Genomic DNA, 16,287 nt, shown 5'->3' with positions numbered 1-16,287 from the left:
CCGAGGGCCGTGGGGCGCACCCCACGGCCCTTTTCTCATGCCGGCCGCACGCTCCCGTAGATCGGCATGTAGTAGATCGACTCGACCCGCACACTGGCCCCCGGCTTGGGGGCGTGGATCATCTTGCCGTCGCCGATGTACATGCCGACATGGCTGATGTCGTTATAAAAGAACACCAGGTCACCGGGCTTGAGGTCCTTGGTCGCCACCCGGTCGCCGGTCTTCACCTGGTCCCAGGTCGTACGGGGCAGCGAGACGCCCGCCGCCTTCCAGGCCGCCTGCGTCAGGCCGGAGCAGTCGTAGGAGTTCGGGCCCGTCGCGCCCCAGACGTACGGCTTGCCCATCTGCGCGCGGGCGAACGCGAGCGCCTTGGCGGCCTTGGTCGCGTACGAACCGTCGTCGGACGTACCGCCGCCGGAGCCACCGGACCCGCCGGACCCGCCGTCCGGCGTTCCGGTGCCCGGGTCCGGAGTACCGTGCTGTTTGCGGTCCTCCCGCTCCTTGCGCTCCTTCTCGGCCTGCTTGCGGGCCAGCTCCTCGGCCTTGCGCTTGGCCTCGGCCTCCTTCTTGCGCTCCAGCTCCGCCAGCCGCGCCTTCTCCTGGGCGGTCAGCCGGGACAGCAGCTGCCGGGCCTCGGCCAGCTTGGCCTGGACGTCCTTCTTGGACTCCTTCAGGGACGCCTGCGTCTCGGTGAGCCGCTCCAGGCTCCGGGACGCCTCGGCCCGCTGGCGTACGGCCTTGGCCTGCTGCTCCTGATAGTCGCTGACGGCCTTCTTCTGCGCGCCGGTCAGCTGGCCCATCAGGTGGCTGCGGTCCGCGAACTGCTGCGGATTACGGGCCAGGAGGAGCTGCACGGTCGGGCTGATGCCGCCGCTGCGGTACTGGGCGGCGGCGTAGGTCCCCAGCTGGCGCCGGGCGTCGTTCATCTTCTGGGTGCGCCGGGCGGTGTCGTCCAGGAGGCGGTCGACGGTGCCGCGCTGCTCGTCGGCCTGCTCCTTGGCGGCGTTGTACTTCTGGGTCGCCACTTCGGCCTGCCGGTAGAGGTCGTCGACCTTCTGCTTGACCTCTTCGATGGACTGCTGGGGCCGGCTCGGCGCGGCCTCGGCGGTCTGCGAGAGCAGGGTGACCGAGGCGAGGGCTGCGGTGGTGAGCCCGGCGGCCGTACGACGGCTTCCGGGGGAGGTGAGTATGCGGGTACGCGGCTTGCGGTGCGACGCCAAGATCGGCGCCTCCTTCCGTGGACCGCCTACCGGGTTAGCTGACAGGTTCGGGCGTACGGAAGGGTGCCCTACGGTCCGTACGGCTGCGGGAGAGGTCCCGGGGCGGTGCCCTGAGCGGGTGCTCCGGGCGGTGCTCCGAGGCGCCTCTCGGCGTGTGCCGTACCGGCCGATTCACCTCGGTGGTACGTGTGGGTCCCCGGCTCCGGACGCCTGGCGGCAGGGCCGGACTCGGCGGGGGCGGCCCGTGCGGACGCTGTTCGACCGCGGGGACGGCGGGCTGCCCGAGCGAGCACGGTAGCCAACCCGTGTGGCCCCTGGGAAGGCTGATGTGCGATATGCCCGAAACCTTTTCGTGATCTTTCCGCGACCGGTGCGTGTCCTGTGACGCCCGCCACCCGCCGGGGAAGGCGGGCCAGGTCACACGGCCGGTTTTCGCGGTTCGGGCCGGGCTGTCAGTGCGGCGGCCTACACTCGATGGGCGATGAGCAGCCTCTTTGACGACAGTTTCCTGGCGGACCTCGAACCCACGGATGAGGGGCCCCCGCCGCCTCCCGAGGACGAGAGCGGTCCGGCACAGGAGGAGATCCCGGCCGACCTGTTCGGCGGGCGATTCGACGTGCCCGGCGGCATCCCGCACGCCGTGGGCCCGGGCCGCGACCCGTACTACCGCGACGGCGCCCCCCGCCCCGCGGTGGACCCCGCCGCCCTCCTGGAGGGGCTGAACGACCAGCAGAAGGCCGCCGTGGTGCACAGCGGCGGGCCGCTGCTCATCGTCGCGGGCGCCGGCTCCGGCAAGACCCGCGTCCTGACGCACCGCATCGCGCACCTGCTCGGCGCCCGCGGTGTGCACCCCGGCCAGATCCTCGCGATCACCTTCACCAACAAGGCCGCGGGCGAGATGAAGGAGCGCGTCGAGGACCTGGTCGGCCCCCGCGCGAACGCCATGTGGGTCTCCACCTTCCACAGCGCGTGCGTGCGCATCCTGCGCCGCGAGTCCAAGAAGCTGGGCTTCACGTCGTCCTTCTCGATCTACGACGCGGCCGACTCCAAGCGCCTGATGGCCCTGGTCTGCCGGGATCTGGATCTCGACCCCAAGCGGTTCCCGCCCAAGTCCTTCAGCGCCAAGGTCTCCAACCTCAAGAACGAGCTCATCGACGAGGAGACCTTCGCTGACCAGGCGGCCGACGGTTTCGAGAAGTCGGTGGCCGAGGCGTACGCGATGTACCAGGCCCGGCTGCGCGAGGCCAACGCCCTGGACTTCGACGACATCATCATGACCACGGTCAACCTCCTCCAGGCGTTCCCCGATGTCGCCGACCACTACCGCCGCCGCTTCCGGCACGTCCTCGTGGACGAGTACCAGGACACCAACCATGCCCAGTACACCCTCGTACGGGAGCTGGTGGGACCGGCCGAGTCGGCCGGTGAGCTGTGCGTGGTCGGTGACGCCGACCAGTCGATCTACGCGTTCCGCGGCGCCACGATCCGTAACATCCTCCAGTTCGAGGAGGACTATCCGGACGCCACGACGATCATGCTGGAGCAGAACTACCGCTCCTCCCAGACGATCCTCAGCGCCGCCAACGCCGTCATCGAGCGCAACGAGAACCGCCGCCCCAAGAACCTGTGGACGGACGCCGGCGAGGGCCCCCGCATCATCGGCTACGTCGCCGACACCGAGCACGACGAGGCCCAGTTCGTCGCCGACGAGATCGACCGGCTGACCGACGCGGGCGACGCCAAGGCGGGCGATGTCGCGGTCTTCTACCGCACCAACGCCCAGTCCCGCGTCTTCGAAGAGATCTTCATCCGGGTCGGCCTGCCCTACAAGGTCGTCGGCGGCGTGCGCTTCTACGAGCGCAAGGAGGTCCGCGACGTCCTCGCGTACCTGCGCGTCCTCGCCAACCCCGAGGACACCGTCCCGCTGCGCCGCATCCTGAACGTGCCCAAGCGCGGCATCGGCGAGCGCGCCGAGGCGATGATCGACGCGCTGTCCGCCCGCGAGAAGATCACCTTCCCGCAGGCGCTGCGCCGCGTCGACGAGGCGTACGGCATGGCCGCGCGCTCCGCCAACGCCGTCAAGCGCTTCAACACGCTCATGGAGGAGCTGCGGACCATCGTCGAGTCCGGCGCGGGCCCCGCCACCGTCCTGGAGGCGGTCCTGGAGCGTACGGGCTATCTGGCCGAGCTCCAGTCCTCGACCGACCCGCAGGACGAGACCCGCATCGAGAACCTCCAGGAACTGGCCGCCGTCGCCCTCGAATTCGAGCAGGACCGCGGCGAGGAGAACCCCGGCACCCTCGCCGACTTCCTGGAGCAGGTCGCGCTGGTCGCCGACTCCGACCAGATCCCGGACGAGGACGAGGAGGGCACCGGCGTCATCACCCTCATGACGCTGCACACCGCCAAGGGCCTGGAGTTCCCCACCGTCTTCCTGACCGGCATGGAGGACGGCGTCTTCCCGCACATGCGCGCGCTCGGCCAGACCAAGGAGCTGGAGGAGGAACGCCGCCTGGCGTACGTCGGCATCACCCGCGCCCGCGAGCGGCTCTACGTGACCCGCTCCACGATGCGCAGCGCCTGGGGCCAGCCGTCGTACAACCCGCCCTCCCGCTTCCTGGAGGAGATCCCGGACAAGTACCTGGACTGGCGGCGCACGGGCCCCGCGACGCCCTCCGCCTCGATGGGCAGCCTCTCCGGCTCGGGCGGCGGGGGCTTCGGCTCCGGCCTGTCCTCGTCGCGTACGAAGGCGGGCCCGAGCGGTTTCGCGACCCGGCGCGCCAAGGACCGCGAGGTGGTCTCGCTGGCGGTCGGCGACCGCGTCACACACGACAGCTTCGGGCTGGGCTCGGTCGTCGCGGTCAAGGGCAGCGGCGACAACGCGGAGGCGACGATCGACTTCGGCGGCGAGAAGCCGAAGCGGCTGCTGCTGCGGTACGCGCCGGTGGAGAAGCTCTGACGCAGCCGTCCGGCGCTCCCTCGAGGGGGCGCCGGACGGGTCGTCGGCTGTGGGGGACGGCCGGTCAGTTCGGGTTGAGCCCGTGGCTGCGCAGCCACGGCAGCGGGTCTATGGCCGAGCCGCCGCCCGGGCGCACCTCGAAGTGCAGATGCGGCCCGGTGGAGTTGCCGGAGTCGCCCGAGTAGGCGATCTGGTCCCCGGCCTTGACCTTGCCCGACCGGACCGTGGCGGTGCTCAGATGGCAGTACCAGGTCTCGGTGCCGTCCGGGGCGGTCACGATCGCCATGTTCCCGTAGGCGGAGTTGAACTGGGTGCGTACGGTGCCGTCGGTGGCGGCCATGACGGGCGTGCCGTAGCCGACCGGGAAGTCGATGCCGGTGTGCACGGACATCCAGTTCACGCCCGCCTGCCCGTACGTCGCGCTCAGACCGTGCTGCGTGACCGGCAGCACGAACTTGGGGCGCATCGCCTCCCTGCGCGCCGCCTCGTCGGCCTTGCGCTTCTTCTCGGCGGCCTGCCGGGCCTTGAGGTCGATGCGCTCCTGCGTACGGCTGGCACGGTCGGCGAAGTCGTCGGCGCCCGCGCTCAGGCTGGCGAGCTGGGTGTCGAGCTTGTTGTTGGCGACGGCCGGCTGTACGGCCCCGGGGTCGCCTGCGGCCTGGGTCGTCACGCCGTCCTTGGCTCCGCTCTCGGCGCCGCTGGTGACGGAGGCGGCGGCGACGGCGCACACGCCCATGGCGGCGACCGAGGGCACCGCGACGGTCAGCAGCGCGGAGCGCTTGGCGGTACGGCGGCGACCGCGGCCGGACGACCCGCCGCCCTGCGCGGCACGGCGCGAGCGGGAGCCGCGCGCGACGGGCACGCCGCTGGAGGCGGGGCTGCCGTCGGGAGTGATGTCGGTGGCATACGGGTCCTCGGGGGCGTCCGGGGACCCGGGGCCTCCAGGGGCCTCGGAGGCGAGGCCGTCGAAACCGTCCGGGCCGTCGAGGCCGGGCGTGATCGCCGGAGTGGTCTGGGTGAGCGCTTCGGCGATGGCGGTGGCGCCGTGGCCGTGCTCGTCGGCGAATCGGTCCTCCGGGGCGTCCGTACCCGAAGCCGCCTCATACGTTCCGTAGGCGGACCCGTACTGATCGTTTGTGGTCGCGTACGGTCCGGAACCGTACGGCTGCCCGCTTTCGTGCGGTTCGCCGCCGTACAGGCCCAGGCCGGGCCCGGCCCAAGTCATGGTCTCCCACTGGGAGCTGGCGGCGTCGCCGTACGGGTACCCGGTCTGCGGCGGTCCCGCCTGCGCCGGAATGCCGGCGATCACGTCCGACTCCACGGCGCCCCAGACCGCGGTGGCCTCGTAGGCGTCGGGGCCGCCCGCGCCGCCCGGTCCATAGCCGCCGTCGTACGCCGTGTGGGAGTACGGGTCGTAGGCGGCCTCCGGCTGTGTGCCGGTGGCGGGGGAGCCGGAGTTGGCCGCTCCGGTGCCATAGACGCCCGCGGGGTGGGTACCCGCGTCGTAGCCGCCGCCGTAGGCACCGGTCGCGTACGCGGCGGAGGCGTACGCCTCGGTGCCGTACGCAGTGGTGTCGTACGGCGAAGCGTCGTGCGCGCCGGTGGCCTGGTGGCCGGGGAACGCACCGAAGTACGGTGCGCCGCCGCCGTATGCCGCCTGGCCGGCCTGGGTGTCCTGGTGCCCGTAGGACTCGTAGGCGGGGTAATGCGCATACGAGGCATCGGGAGACGGGACAGCCGGAGCGGGGGACTCCGGCGAGTGACGGTCGTTCACCACCACTTCTCTTTCGCCTCGGCAGCAGGAGAATTAGCGGCGACTGTACCCGGCGGTACGTGACGGCGACAATCTTCGGCAGGTTTCGGGCTTCCCGACAACGGGCATTTGGCCGCCTTTCGGCGGACAGTATGCGCGTTCTTGGCGCCGCGTTCGAGGGGCGTTCGAAGCGGCGAGGGGTGCGCCGGTGCGCGCGCGGAGATCGAAAAGGGCGCGCGCGACCTTGGAAAGTGCCCAGGCGGCAGCCGCGTGGCAGCCGGCCCGGGACGGCGAGGTCAGGCCACGGATGTGGTGCTCACGCTGCCTTCCGCTTCCTCCTCGGCGCCGAGCGCTTCCCGTATTCCGGCCGCCACCGCACCGTTGACCGGGAGGGCGAGATGCCCTACGCCGGATACCCGCACGCTACGGGTGATCAAATCCCGGTGATCGATTCGCGCGGTCTCCACCGGGACCATCAGCTGGTCCAAGTCGCTCCAGAAGCTGACGAAATGCGTACGGCAATTCGGGGCGGGCCGCGCCAACTCCACGATCACGTCGGAATGCGGCCGCATCTGCCGGACCAGCGGATGGGCCGACATCAAAGGCGCGACCCGGGTACCGCCGTGCGGGGTGCCGAGCGTGACCAGGGTGCGTACGCGGAGGTCGCCGCCCAGCCGCTGCGCGTAATAGCGGGCGATCAGGCCGCCGAGGCTGTGGCCCACCAGGTCGACACGGCTGTGGCCGGTGCGCTCGCAGACCTGCTCGACGTGGCGGCCGAGCAGCTCGGCGGCTTTGCGCAGGTCACAGGTCAGCGGCGAGTAGTTGAGCGCTTCCACGTGGCGCCAGCCGTGCCGGAGCAGCGAGCGGCGCAGCAGCACGAAGACGGAGCGGTTGTCGATGAAGCCGTGCAGCAGGAGAACCGGGGGATGGGCGCGGCCTTCGGTGGGCAGCAGCGCCGTCCGGGCGGCCGGGACCGTACCCGCGGCGGTGCCGGTGCCGGTATCGATGGCGTCGGCGCCGCCGGCGTCGTGTTCCGGGTCCGGGCCGGCGGGCGTGCCGGGGAGAGCTCTGGGCTGTTCCTGCTGGATGCCGGTCGGGTACAGCAGAAGGTGCCCGACGAGAATCGCCAGCTCCACTACCGTCGCGCGCAGCAGCGCGGAGGGGCGGGCCAGACAGCAGAGAAAGGGCAGGGCCTTCATGGCCGACCTCCCGAATGGCACGCGGGAGACGACTCTGGCCCCCGTATGCCCTCATGGGCAGCCGTTTCCGGCAACGTACAAGTACGTGAACGAGCTGCTGCCAAGAGTGTGAGCGAGCTGTTGTCCGGCCGTACGGATACGAAGACGGAAGCGTTCAGGAACCGGACCCCCGTGCCGCGCGGCTGACGGCGCGGAGGTACGGCGACCTCACTGCGGCTCCCCGTGCGTGCGTCCCGCCGCGTGAAGGGTCGCGGAACGCAACGCGTAGCGAACGTGTCCCAACGTGTGATTTCCCCCTCCCCCAGTGTCACGAAACGGCCGGGTACGGGATGCTGGCGATAACGTTCGTTCACGCTTGGGGCGGCCGACGCGGCCGCACATCGGATGTCGGTCCGGCGGCCCTGTTCCGTGCAGGTGCCGTGTCGTGCCGTGCAGGGCTGGGAGGCAGTGATGGGTGTGCAGGGTCCGATTCGCGTGGTGGTGGCCAAGCCGGGGCTCGACGGCCACGACCGGGGGGCCAAGGTCATCGCGCGGGCGCTGCGCGACGCCGGCATGGAGGTCATCTACACGGGGCTGCACCAGACACCGGAGCAGGTCGTGGACACCGCGATCCAGGAGGACGCCGACGCGATCGGGCTGTCCATCCTCTCCGGGGCGCACAACACGCTCTTCGCGAAGGTCATAGAGCTGCTCAAGGAGCGCGACGCGGCGGACATCAAGGTCTTCGGCGGCGGCATCATCCCGGAAGCGGACATCCCGCCCCTCAAGGAGCTGGGCGTCGCCGAGATCTTCACGCCGGGGGCCACCACCACCTCGATCGTGGAGTGGGTCCGGGCCAACGTACGGCAGCTGGCGGCCTGACGGCGCGATGACGGGTTGGCCGCCCGGGATCGGGCGGCCTGCCGGCGGCGCGGCGGCAAGGCGGCTCACGGGGTCAGCTCCGCCCGCATCGTGGCGCGCAGCCGTAGCGTGCCCACCAGCCGCTGGAACGCCTCGGACCAGTAGCCGACCGCTCCCGGCGAGCCGTCGGCGGGCTCGTCCGGGGTCGCGGTGAGCATGTCGAGGCGGTCCGCCGCGGCCGGGTCCAGGCACCGTTCGGCGAGGCCCATCACGCCGCTGAAGCTCCACGGATAACTGCCCGCGTCCCGGGCGATGTCCAGCGCGTCGACCACCGCCCGCCCCAGCGGCTCGGACCACGGCACCGCGCACACCCCGAGCATCCGGAACGCGTCGGACAGGCCGTGGGCCGCTATGAATTCCGCGACCCATCGCGCACGTTCGTCCTCGGGCAGCACCGTCAGCAGCCGCGCCAGGTCACGCGACGAACCGGCCGGGGTGTCGGGGGCGGCGCCGGTCGTGGTGGCGGGCGTGGCGGCGGGCGCGGGGCCGTTGGCTGCCGGCCCTGTTCCGTACGTCCCCGCACCCGGCCCCGTGCCCGGCTGGGCGGCGCCCGGAGACCCGAGCAGGGCCCGGGTCCAGGCCACGTCCCGCTGGCGGACGGCGGCGCGGCACCAGGCGTCGTGCAGCTCCGTACGCCAGCCGTCGGCCACCGGCAGGGCCACGATCGCCGCCGGTTCCCGGCCGCCCAGCCACCGGCTCCAGCAGTCCAGCGGCGCGGCCTCCAGCAGCTGGCCCAGCCACCAGGCACGCCGGCCGCGCCCGGTCGGCGGCCGGAGGACCACCCCGTCCCGCTGCATTGCCGCGTCGCACTCCCGCGGCGCTTCGACGACGAGGGTCCAGGCGCCCGTATCGCCCGTATCGGAGGAGGGCCCGGCGGAGCTGTCCGCGCCGTCCTCGATGCGCGCCAGTGTGACGCAGGACCGGGCGCGGTCCGCCATCCGCCCGGCGAGTGCGGTGCCGGGCAGGGCCGACAGCAACTCGGCGGCGGTGCCCCGGACGTTACGGCTGCGGTCGGACAGCGCCTGCTCCAGGAACGGCTCGTCGGCCACCGTCAGGCCCTCACGCAGCGAGTCGAGGAACATCAGCCGGTCCTCGGCCCGTTCCGTACTCCAGGTGCGGGCCAGCAGGGCGCGGCCGGCCGCCGGATCGCGGCGGCGCAGCGACGCGAGCAGGGAGACCCGCTCCGCGAACAGGCCCTCCTCCCACAGGGCGCGCACGGCCTCCGGATCGTCGGGGCCGGGCAGCGCGGCCGTGCTCCCGGCGCCGCGCAGCGCGAACTTCCACTCGTCGTTCAGCCGCGCCAGCCACAGGGCCCGCGGCCCGGCGAAGGCGAGGGCCGCGGCGCGCAGGTCCGTACGCGCGCGGGCCGCGTCAAGGAGCGCGGGCAGCAGTGCCTCGGGGGCGCGGTAGCCGTACTCGGTCGCGGCGGTGAGCCACTGCGGCAGCAGCTCGGTCAGGTCGGGAGCCGTGCCGCGGCGGTGACCGCCGCCGGTGCCGTTACGGTCGGCGAGCAGCAGGCCGAGTCTGCGCCGCGCGGCCGGCGGCAGCGGCGGTCGCGGGTCGGACGGAGCCGGTACGGGACGCTCCCGGGCGGGCGCGGGGCGCAGCGCGGCCCGGCGCCGGACCGTGCTCACGGCGGCCGCGTCCAGCAGCGCCCCCGCGGCGCTCCGGCCCGCACGGCCGGGGACCGGCGGCGTACGGCGCTCCGTACCGAGCAGCCCCGCGCTCACCAGGTCGTCCCAGGTGGCTGAGGTGGTGGTTTCGTCGATCATGGTCGTCCCCCGGGCAGTGATCGGACGGGTGGGTGGTGGTGGCCGGTGGTTGAGGGCCGGTTGCGGCCGCCGGGTCACAGTGCGACCGGTTCCGGGTCCCAGGTGGTCAGGGGCACGAAGCCGCGGTGGCCGCATTCGCCGAAGACCGTGACCGGCTCGCCGCCGGATATCGCGGCCAGGCGCCACAGGCCCGCCCGCTCCGTGCAGCGCGGGTCCACGGGCAGGGCCGACTCCCCGTCGGCGTCGGCAAGTTGCCAGGGCTCGCCGTCGCGCCCCGGTATCGGTACGACATCGGTCAGGACCACCGGCCAGGCGTCGAGCCAGGGGTCGTCGCGCAGCGCGTGTCCGTAAGCGGCGAGCGCGGCGTCGGTGCCGCCGCCCGGCGGCGGTCCACCGGCCGGGACCGGATCGGCGTGCCGTGTGCCCAGGACGACGCGCAGCGGGCGGGCGCCCGGGTAGTAGGCGAGATCGGCGTCCAGGACGAGACCTCTCGGCAGCGAGAGGTCCAGCGGCCGGTCCCGCCCGCCGAAGGAGAGATGCAGCGCCATGCGCCCCGTCCGCTCGCCGCGCAGCCATATGCGCCTGCTGGTCAGCATCCCTTCCTCGGTGTCCTGTTGGGCGAGCACCAGCCAGCGGTCGCGCACGGACATGGTGTCGGCCCCGGCGAGCACGTCCGACGCGTCGGTGGTGAGCCCGACACGGGTGCGGACCGTCGCGGCCAGGGCGGGCGGCAGACGCTCCACGCCCAGGAACGCCTGGTCGAGGAGGTGGATCAGGGAGCATTCCGCGAGGAGCCGGGACGGCCAGTCCGGCCCGGAGGTCGCCGCCGACCCCAACTCCCTTACTCGCGCGGCGAGTCCGGGTGCCTGGGCGTCCACCATGCGGGCCGCCGTCTCGTCCCAGGTGCCGTACCCCGCGCGGTCGGCGGTGGCCAGTCCGGAGCGGAGCAGATCCTCCAGCCGCTGCTCCAGCTCGGTGGCCCCGGCGGCGATCCGCTGCACGCGGAGCGCGGCCCGTCGCCGGGCGGCGTCCTGATTGGCGGCGGATGGCGCAGAGTCAGAACTGCCGTCGCCAGATACCTCGTTGCTCGCCGCTGCCGTCTTCTTCTCCGCGCGCTGCTGACGGGCGGCGAGCCATTCCGTCACCCACGCGGGAGGCTCGCCCTCGCCGACGGCCCCTTCTTCCCCCGCCCACATCAGCAGCAGTCCCAGTGCGTGCTTGCACGGGAACTTGCGGCTCGGGCAACTGCACTTGAAGGCCGGTCCGGCGGTGTCCACGACGGTTTGGTACGGCTTGCTGCCGCTGCCCTTGCACAGGCCCCACACCGCGCTGCCCCGTGTGCCGGTCTCCGGCCAGGAGCCCCGCGTCGCGAGCCTGCTCCCCGCCTTGCGTGACGGTGCGTCGGGCGCGAGTGCGAGCACGTGATCCGACGTCCAGCGTTCCCCCTGCGAATTCATGTCCCAAACGCTACGAGCACCCACTGACAATCGCTCTGACCAGCGGAAACATCGCCGTTCGGGGTGATTGTCAGTGGCGTGGTGCAGGGTGGTTCACGCAAGCGGCCGGCGAGTGGCGGGGTGCCGGCCGCAGACGTTGCGACGAGGGGGAATCATGACCGAGAACCACACCGGAGACGTCGCCGGCGGCGCCGGAGCCGGCGACTCCGCGCAGGTCCTGCGCCCGCACGCGGAGGACGCGTTCGCGCAGGAGCTGAAGGCACTCGCGGCGGCCGACGACCGGCCGCGCCCGGAGCGCTGGCGGCTGTCGCCGTGGGCGGTGGCGACCTATCTGCTGGGCGGCACCCTGCCGGACGGCACGCTCATCACACCCAAGTACGTGGGCCCGCGCCGGATCGTCGAGGTGGCGGTGACGACCCTCGCGACCGACCGCGCGCTGCTGCTGCTCGGCGTGCCCGGCACGGCCAAGACCTGGGTGTCCGAGCACCTGGCGGCCGCGGTCAGCGGCGACTCGACCCTGCTCGTGCAGGGCACGGCCGGCACCCCGGAAGAGGCCATCCGCTACGGCTGGAACTACGCGCAGCTGCTCGCCCACGGCCCCAGCAGGGACGCGCTGGTGCCCAGCCCGGTCATGCGGGCGATGGCGCAGGGCATGACCGCGCGCGTGGAGGAGCTGACCCGTATCCCCGCCGACGTACAGGACACGCTCATCACGGTCCTGTCGGAGAAGACCCTCCCCATCCCGGAGCTGGGCCAGGAGGTCCAGGCGGTGCGCGGCTTCAACCTGATCGCCACGGCCAACGACCGCGACCGCGGGGTGAACGAACTCTCCAGCGCGCTGCGCCGCCGCTTCAACACGGTCGTCCTGCCGCTGCCCGCGACGCCCGAGGAGGAGGTGGACATCGTCTCCCGGCGCGTCGAGCAGATCGGCCGCTCCCTGGACCTGCCGCCCGCGCCCGCCGGGACGGACGAGATCCGCCGGGTCGTCACGGTCTTCCGTGAGCTGCGCGACGGCGTCACCGCCGACGGCCGCACCAAGCTCAAGTCCCCTTCGGGCACGCTCTCCACGGCCGAGGCGATCTCCGTGGTCACCAACGGGCTGGCACTGGCCACCCACTTCGGTGACGGCGTGCTGCGGTCCGGGGACGTGGCCGCGGGCATCCTGGGCGCGGTGATACGCGACCCGGCGGCGGACCGGGTCGTCTGGCAGGAGTATCTGGAGACCGTGGTGCGCGAGCGCGACGGCTGGAAGGACTTCTACCGCGCCTGCCGCGAGGCCGGCGCATGACCGCCCGGGACCAGCCGCTGCTGCTGGGAGTACGGCATCACGGCCCGGGTTCGGCGCGTGCGGTGCGCGCCGTACTGGAGCGGTACGAGCCCCCCGCGGTGCTGATCGAGGGCCCGCCGGAGGCGGACGCGCTGGTGGCCCTGGCCGCCGACGAGGCGATGCGCCCGCCGGTCGCGCTGCTCGCCCATGTGCCCGCCGACCCGGGACGGGCGGCGTTCTGGCCGCTGGCCGAGTTCTCCCCGGAGTGGGTGGCGATCCGGTGGGCCCTGGCCCATGACGTACCGGTGCGCTTCATCGACCTGCCGGCGGCCCATTCCCTGGCGATGGGGGAGGGCGAGGGGGACGGCGGGGAGGAAGCCGAAGGCGGGGGGAGCCGGGGTGCGGTGAGTGCGGGGCGGGGCGAGGCCGATGCCCGTACGGCGGGCTCCGGCCGCGCGGCCGGAGCCGATGACCGTACGCCAGGCACCGGACGTACGGCAGGCCCCGACCAACCGGCTGACGCGGACGCAGCCCCCACACCCGCCCCCGACCGCGCGGCGGAGGCGCGGATCGATCCGGTCGCGGTGCTCGCCGAGGCTGCCGGGTACGACGACCCGGAGCGCTGGTGGGAGGACGTGATCGAGCACCGTGCCCACGGACATCGGCCGGGGAACGGAGGGGAGAGCGGGCTGACGGGAGAGGACCCGCTCGCGCCGTTCGAGGCGCTGGCCGAGGCGATGACGGCGCTGCGGGAGGCGTACGGCGTCGGCGGGCACGACCGCGACCTGGTGCGCGAGGCCCATATGCGGCTACGGCTGCGCGACGCGCGCCGGGAGTTCGGGGAGGGCGTCGCGGTGGTGTGCGGCGCGTGGCACGTCCCGGCGCTGGCCCGGCGGACGACGGTGACCGCCGACCGGCAGCTCCTGAAGGGCCTGCCGAAGGTGAAGCCCGAGGTGACGTGGGTGCCGTGGACCCACCGCAGGCTGTCGCGCCGCAGCGGCTACGGCGCGGGCATCTCCTCGCCCGGCTGGTACGGCCACCTCTTCAGCGCGCCGGACCGCCCCATCGAGCGCTGGATGACGAAAATCGCCGGCCTGCTGCGCGAGGAGGACTACGCCGTCTCCTCGGCGCACGTGATCGAGGCCGTACGGCTCGCCGACGCGTTGGCCGTGATGCGCGGCCGCCCGCTGGCCGGGCTGGCCGAGGCGGGCGACGCGGTGCGCGCGGTGCTCGGCGAAGGGTCCGACGCGCCGTCCGCCCTGATCCACGACCGCCTGGTCGTGGGCGACGTACTGGGAGAGGTGCCGGAAAGCGCCCCCGCGGTGCCGCTCCAGCGCGACATCGCCCGCAGCCAGCGGTCACTGCGCCTCAAGCCGGAGGCGGCGGAGCGGGAGCTGGACCTCGACCTGCGCAAGGAGACGGACGCCGGGCGGAGTAGGCTGCTGCACCGGCTGCGGCTGCTCGGCGTGCCGTGGGGCGAGCCCGCCCGGACCCGGGCGAGCACCGGCACGTTCCGGGAGAGCTGGCGGCTGCGGTGGGAGCCGGAACTCTCCGTACGGGCCGCGGAAGCCGGCATATGGGGCACGACGGTGGAGGCCGCCGCGACGGCCAAGGCCCGGTCCGACGCCGTGGGGACCTCGACCCTCGCGGACGTGACGGCGCTGGCCGAGCGCTGCCTGCTCGCCGCGCTGCCGGACGCGCTGCCCGTGGTCATGCGGGTGCTGACGGACCGCGCCGCGCTGGACGCGGATGTCGGACACCTCGCCCAGGCACTGCCCGCGCTGGTGCGCTCGGTGCGCTACGGCGACGTACGCGGCACGGACGCCGCCGCGCTCGGCGAGGTGGCGACCGGGCTGGCCGAGCGCGTCTTCGTCGGCCTGCCCCCGGCCTGTACGGGCCTGGACGCGGACGGCGCCGCCGACATGCGCAACCACCTGGACGCGACGCACCACGCGGTGGGCCTCCTGGACGAGGTTCCGGCAGACCGTCCCGGCGGGCTGCGGGAGCGCTGGGCAGGGGTGCTGCGGAAGCTGGCCGAGCGGGAGCCGGTGCCCGGCCTCCTGCGGGGGCGGGCGGTCCGGCTGCTGCTCGACGACGGGCGGCTGGCCCCCGAGGACGCGGAACGCCTGATGGGGCTGGCCCTGTCGGCGGGGACCCCGCCGGCCGAAGCGGCGGGCTGGATCGAGGGGTTCGCGGGCGGCGACGCGGGCGGACTGCTGCTGGTGCACGACGAGCGGCTGCTCGCCCTGGTGGACGGCTGGCTGGCGGACGTACCGGCGGACGCGTTCACGGACGTACTTCCGCTGCTCCGGCGGACGTTCGCGGAGTACGACGCCGGAGTGCGGCGCACACTCGGTGAGTTGGTGCGCCGAGGCCCGGCCGGTGCCACCGGAACCGCCGCCGCGCGGAGCGATCAGGAAGCCGCGATACCGGGCTTCGGCCCTGGCCTGGACCGCGACCGGGCGGCAGCCGTGCTGCCCACCCTGCGCATCCTGCTGGGCCTCCCGGAAGGCATGGACAGCACGCAGGACACGAACCGTACGGGGGTGGCCGGATGAGCGGGACGCAGGACGGTACGCAGGAGCGGCTGCGGCGGTGGCGGCTGGTACTGGGCGGGGACGGCGCCGACGGTACCGGCTGTGAGCTGCGCGGACAGGACGCCGCCATGGACGGGGCGCTCAGCGCGCTCTACGGAGGCCGCCGGCCGGGCGGTGCGGACGACGGCGGAGCGCGCACGGCGGGGCTGGGCGCCTCGGCGCCGAACGTGGCCCGCTGGCTGGGCGACATCCGTACGTACTTCCCCACCTCCGTCGTCCAGGTCATGCAGCGCGACGCGATCGAACGGCTCGGGCTGTCCGCGTTGCTGCTGGAACCGGAGATGCTGGAGGCTGTCGAGGCCGACGTGCACCTGGTGGGGACGCTGCTGTCGCTCAACAAGGTCATGCCCGAGACGACGAAGGAGACCGCGCGGGCCGTGGTGCGCAAGGTCGTCGAGCAGCTGGAGAAACGGCTCTCGTCCCGCACCCGCGCCACCCTCACCGGCGCCCTGGACCGGTCGGCGCGCGTCAGCCGCCCCCGGCACCGGGACATCGACTGGGACCGCACCATCCGCGCGAACCTCAAGAACTACCTGCCCGAGTACCGCACGGTCGTCCCCGAGCGGCTGATCGGTTACGGGCGGGCCGCGCAGTCCGTGAAGAAGGACGTGGTGCTCTGCATCGACCAGTCCGGGTCGATGGCGGCCTCCGTCGTCTACGCCTCCGTGTTCGGGGCGGTGCTGGCGTCCATGCGCGCCATCGCGACCCGGCTGGTCGTCTTCGACACCGCGGTGGTCGACCTGACCGACGAGCTGGACGACCCGGTCGACGTGCTCTTCGGTACGCAGCTCGGCGGCGGTACGGACATCAACCGCGCGCTCGCCTACTGCCAGTCGCAGATCACCCGGCCCGCCGACACCGTCGTCGTGCTGATCAGCGACCTCTACGAGGGCGGCATACGCGACGAGATGCTCAAGCGGGTCGCGGCGATGAAGGCGTCCGGAGTGCAGTTCGTGGCGCTGCTCGCACTGTCGGACGAAGGGGCGCCCGCCTACGACCGGGAGCACGCGGCGGCCCTCGCGGCCCTCGGCGCACCGGCGTTCGCCTGCACGCCGGACCTCTTCCCCGAGGTGATGGCGGCCGCGATCGAAAAGCGCCCACTGCCGATACCGGACATGGCGGGGTAACGGTGATGAGAGCCCCGCGGGGCTTGCGGGGCCCCT

Annotated in this window: 10 protein-coding genes; 5 read left to right on the top strand and 5 right to left on the bottom strand. The window is 73.1% G+C overall.

Annotated features, from left to right (window positions below):
* Positions 1–35: 35 nt before the first annotated feature.
* Positions 36–1,220 carry a C40 family peptidase gene (locus tag CP984_RS15405; RefSeq protein WP_003985245.1) on the bottom strand — a complete coding sequence of 395 codons (1,185 nt, stop codon included), beginning with the start codon at positions 1,218–1,220 and terminating at the stop codon, positions 36–38.
* A 481-nt stretch (positions 1,221–1,701) separates the two neighbouring features.
* Here CP984_RS15405 and pcrA point away from each other — a divergent pair, with 481 nt between their 5' ends.
* Positions 1,702–4,179, top strand: a complete 2,478-nt coding sequence (pcrA, locus tag CP984_RS15400; protein ID WP_003985246.1) for a DNA helicase PcrA — start codon at positions 1,702–1,704, stop codon at positions 4,177–4,179.
* Between the two features lie 64 nt (positions 4,180–4,243).
* Here the strand turns inward: pcrA and CP984_RS15395 are convergent, their stop codons facing one another.
* Positions 4,244–5,953 carry a M23 family metallopeptidase gene (locus CP984_RS15395; protein WP_030181706.1) on the bottom strand — a complete coding sequence of 570 codons (1,710 nt, stop codon included), beginning with the start codon at positions 5,951–5,953 and terminating at the stop codon, positions 4,244–4,246.
* Between the two features lie 275 nt (positions 5,954–6,228).
* Positions 6,229–7,131, bottom strand: coding sequence for an esterase/lipase family protein (locus CP984_RS15390; protein WP_003985248.1), 903 nt, complete (start codon positions 7,129–7,131; stop codon positions 6,229–6,231).
* Between the two features lie 450 nt (positions 7,132–7,581).
* On the opposite strand from CP984_RS15390, the gene CP984_RS15385 reads away from it, so the two are divergent.
* Positions 7,582–7,992 (top strand): cobalamin B12-binding domain-containing protein, encoded by a 411-nt coding sequence (locus CP984_RS15385; protein WP_003985249.1) that lies wholly within the window; start codon positions 7,582–7,584, stop codon positions 7,990–7,992.
* Positions 7,993–8,057: 65 nt separating this feature from the next.
* Here CP984_RS15385 and CP984_RS15380 read toward each other — a convergent pair whose 3' ends face one another.
* Both CP984_RS15380 and CP984_RS15375 read right to left on the bottom strand, forming a co-directional pair.
* A complete protein-coding gene (locus tag CP984_RS15380) occupies positions 8,058–9,803 on the bottom strand; it encodes a DUF5691 domain-containing protein (RefSeq protein ID WP_030181708.1) in 1,746 nt (581 codons plus the stop codon).
* 74 nt (positions 9,804–9,877) lie between these two features.
* Positions 9,878–11,260 carry an SWIM zinc finger family protein gene (locus tag CP984_RS15375; RefSeq protein WP_032922080.1) on the bottom strand — a complete coding sequence of 461 codons (1,383 nt, stop codon included), beginning with the start codon at positions 11,258–11,260 and terminating at the stop codon, positions 9,878–9,880.
* 154 nt (positions 11,261–11,414) lie between these two features.
* Here CP984_RS15375 and CP984_RS15370 point away from each other — a divergent pair, with 154 nt between their 5' ends.
* Genes CP984_RS15370 through CP984_RS15360 form a run of 3 tightly spaced genes read left to right on the top strand, consistent with a single transcriptional unit; the run spans position 11,415 to position 16,251 of the window.
* On the top strand, positions 11,415–12,548 hold the full coding sequence (locus CP984_RS15370) for an ATP-binding protein (RefSeq protein WP_003986209.1): 1,134 nt from the start codon (positions 11,415–11,417) through the stop codon (positions 12,546–12,548).
* Positions 12,545–15,085: a DUF5682 family protein gene (locus CP984_RS15365; protein WP_003986210.1), complete on the top strand. Its 2,541-nt coding sequence runs from the start codon at positions 12,545–12,547 to the stop codon at positions 15,083–15,085. The genes CP984_RS15370 and CP984_RS15365 overlap by 4 nt, the downstream gene beginning before the upstream one ends.
* Complete coding sequence (locus tag CP984_RS15360) at positions 15,082–16,251, top strand: VWA domain-containing protein (protein ID WP_003986211.1); 1,170 nt, start codon at positions 15,082–15,084, stop codon at positions 16,249–16,251. The genes CP984_RS15365 and CP984_RS15360 overlap by 4 nt, the downstream gene beginning before the upstream one ends.
* Positions 16,252–16,287: the final 36 nt, after the last annotated feature.

It is taken from the genome of Streptomyces rimosus, assembly GCF_008704655.1.
Lineage (GTDB): Bacteria > Actinomycetota > Actinomycetes > Streptomycetales > Streptomycetaceae > Streptomyces > Streptomyces rimosus.
The sequence above is the reverse complement of the archived record's forward strand: the minus strand, read 5'-3'. Positions and strand labels throughout refer to the sequence as shown.

Coding starts and splice junctions, on each gene's coding strand:
- CP984_RS15375 (WP_032922080.1), bottom strand. CDS start 11,260: ATGAATTCGCAGGGGGAACGCTGGACGTCGGATCACGTGCTCGCACTC.
- CP984_RS15380 (WP_030181708.1), bottom strand. CDS start 9,803: ATGATCGACGAAACCACCACCTCAGCCACCTGGGACGACCTGGTGAGC.
- CP984_RS15365 (WP_003986210.1), top strand. CDS start 12,545: ATGACCGCCCGGGACCAGCCGCTGCTGCTGGGAGTACGGCATCACGGC.
- CP984_RS15390 (WP_003985248.1), bottom strand. CDS start 7,131: ATGAAGGCCCTGCCCTTTCTCTGCTGTCTGGCCCGCCCCTCCGCGCTG.
- CP984_RS15360 (WP_003986211.1), top strand. CDS start 15,082: ATGAGCGGGACGCAGGACGGTACGCAGGAGCGGCTGCGGCGGTGGCGG.
- CP984_RS15385 (WP_003985249.1), top strand. CDS start 7,582: ATGGGTGTGCAGGGTCCGATTCGCGTGGTGGTGGCCAAGCCGGGGCTC.
- CP984_RS15370 (WP_003986209.1), top strand. CDS start 11,415: ATGACCGAGAACCACACCGGAGACGTCGCCGGCGGCGCCGGAGCCGGC.
- pcrA (WP_003985246.1), top strand. CDS start 1,702: ATGAGCAGCCTCTTTGACGACAGTTTCCTGGCGGACCTCGAACCCACG.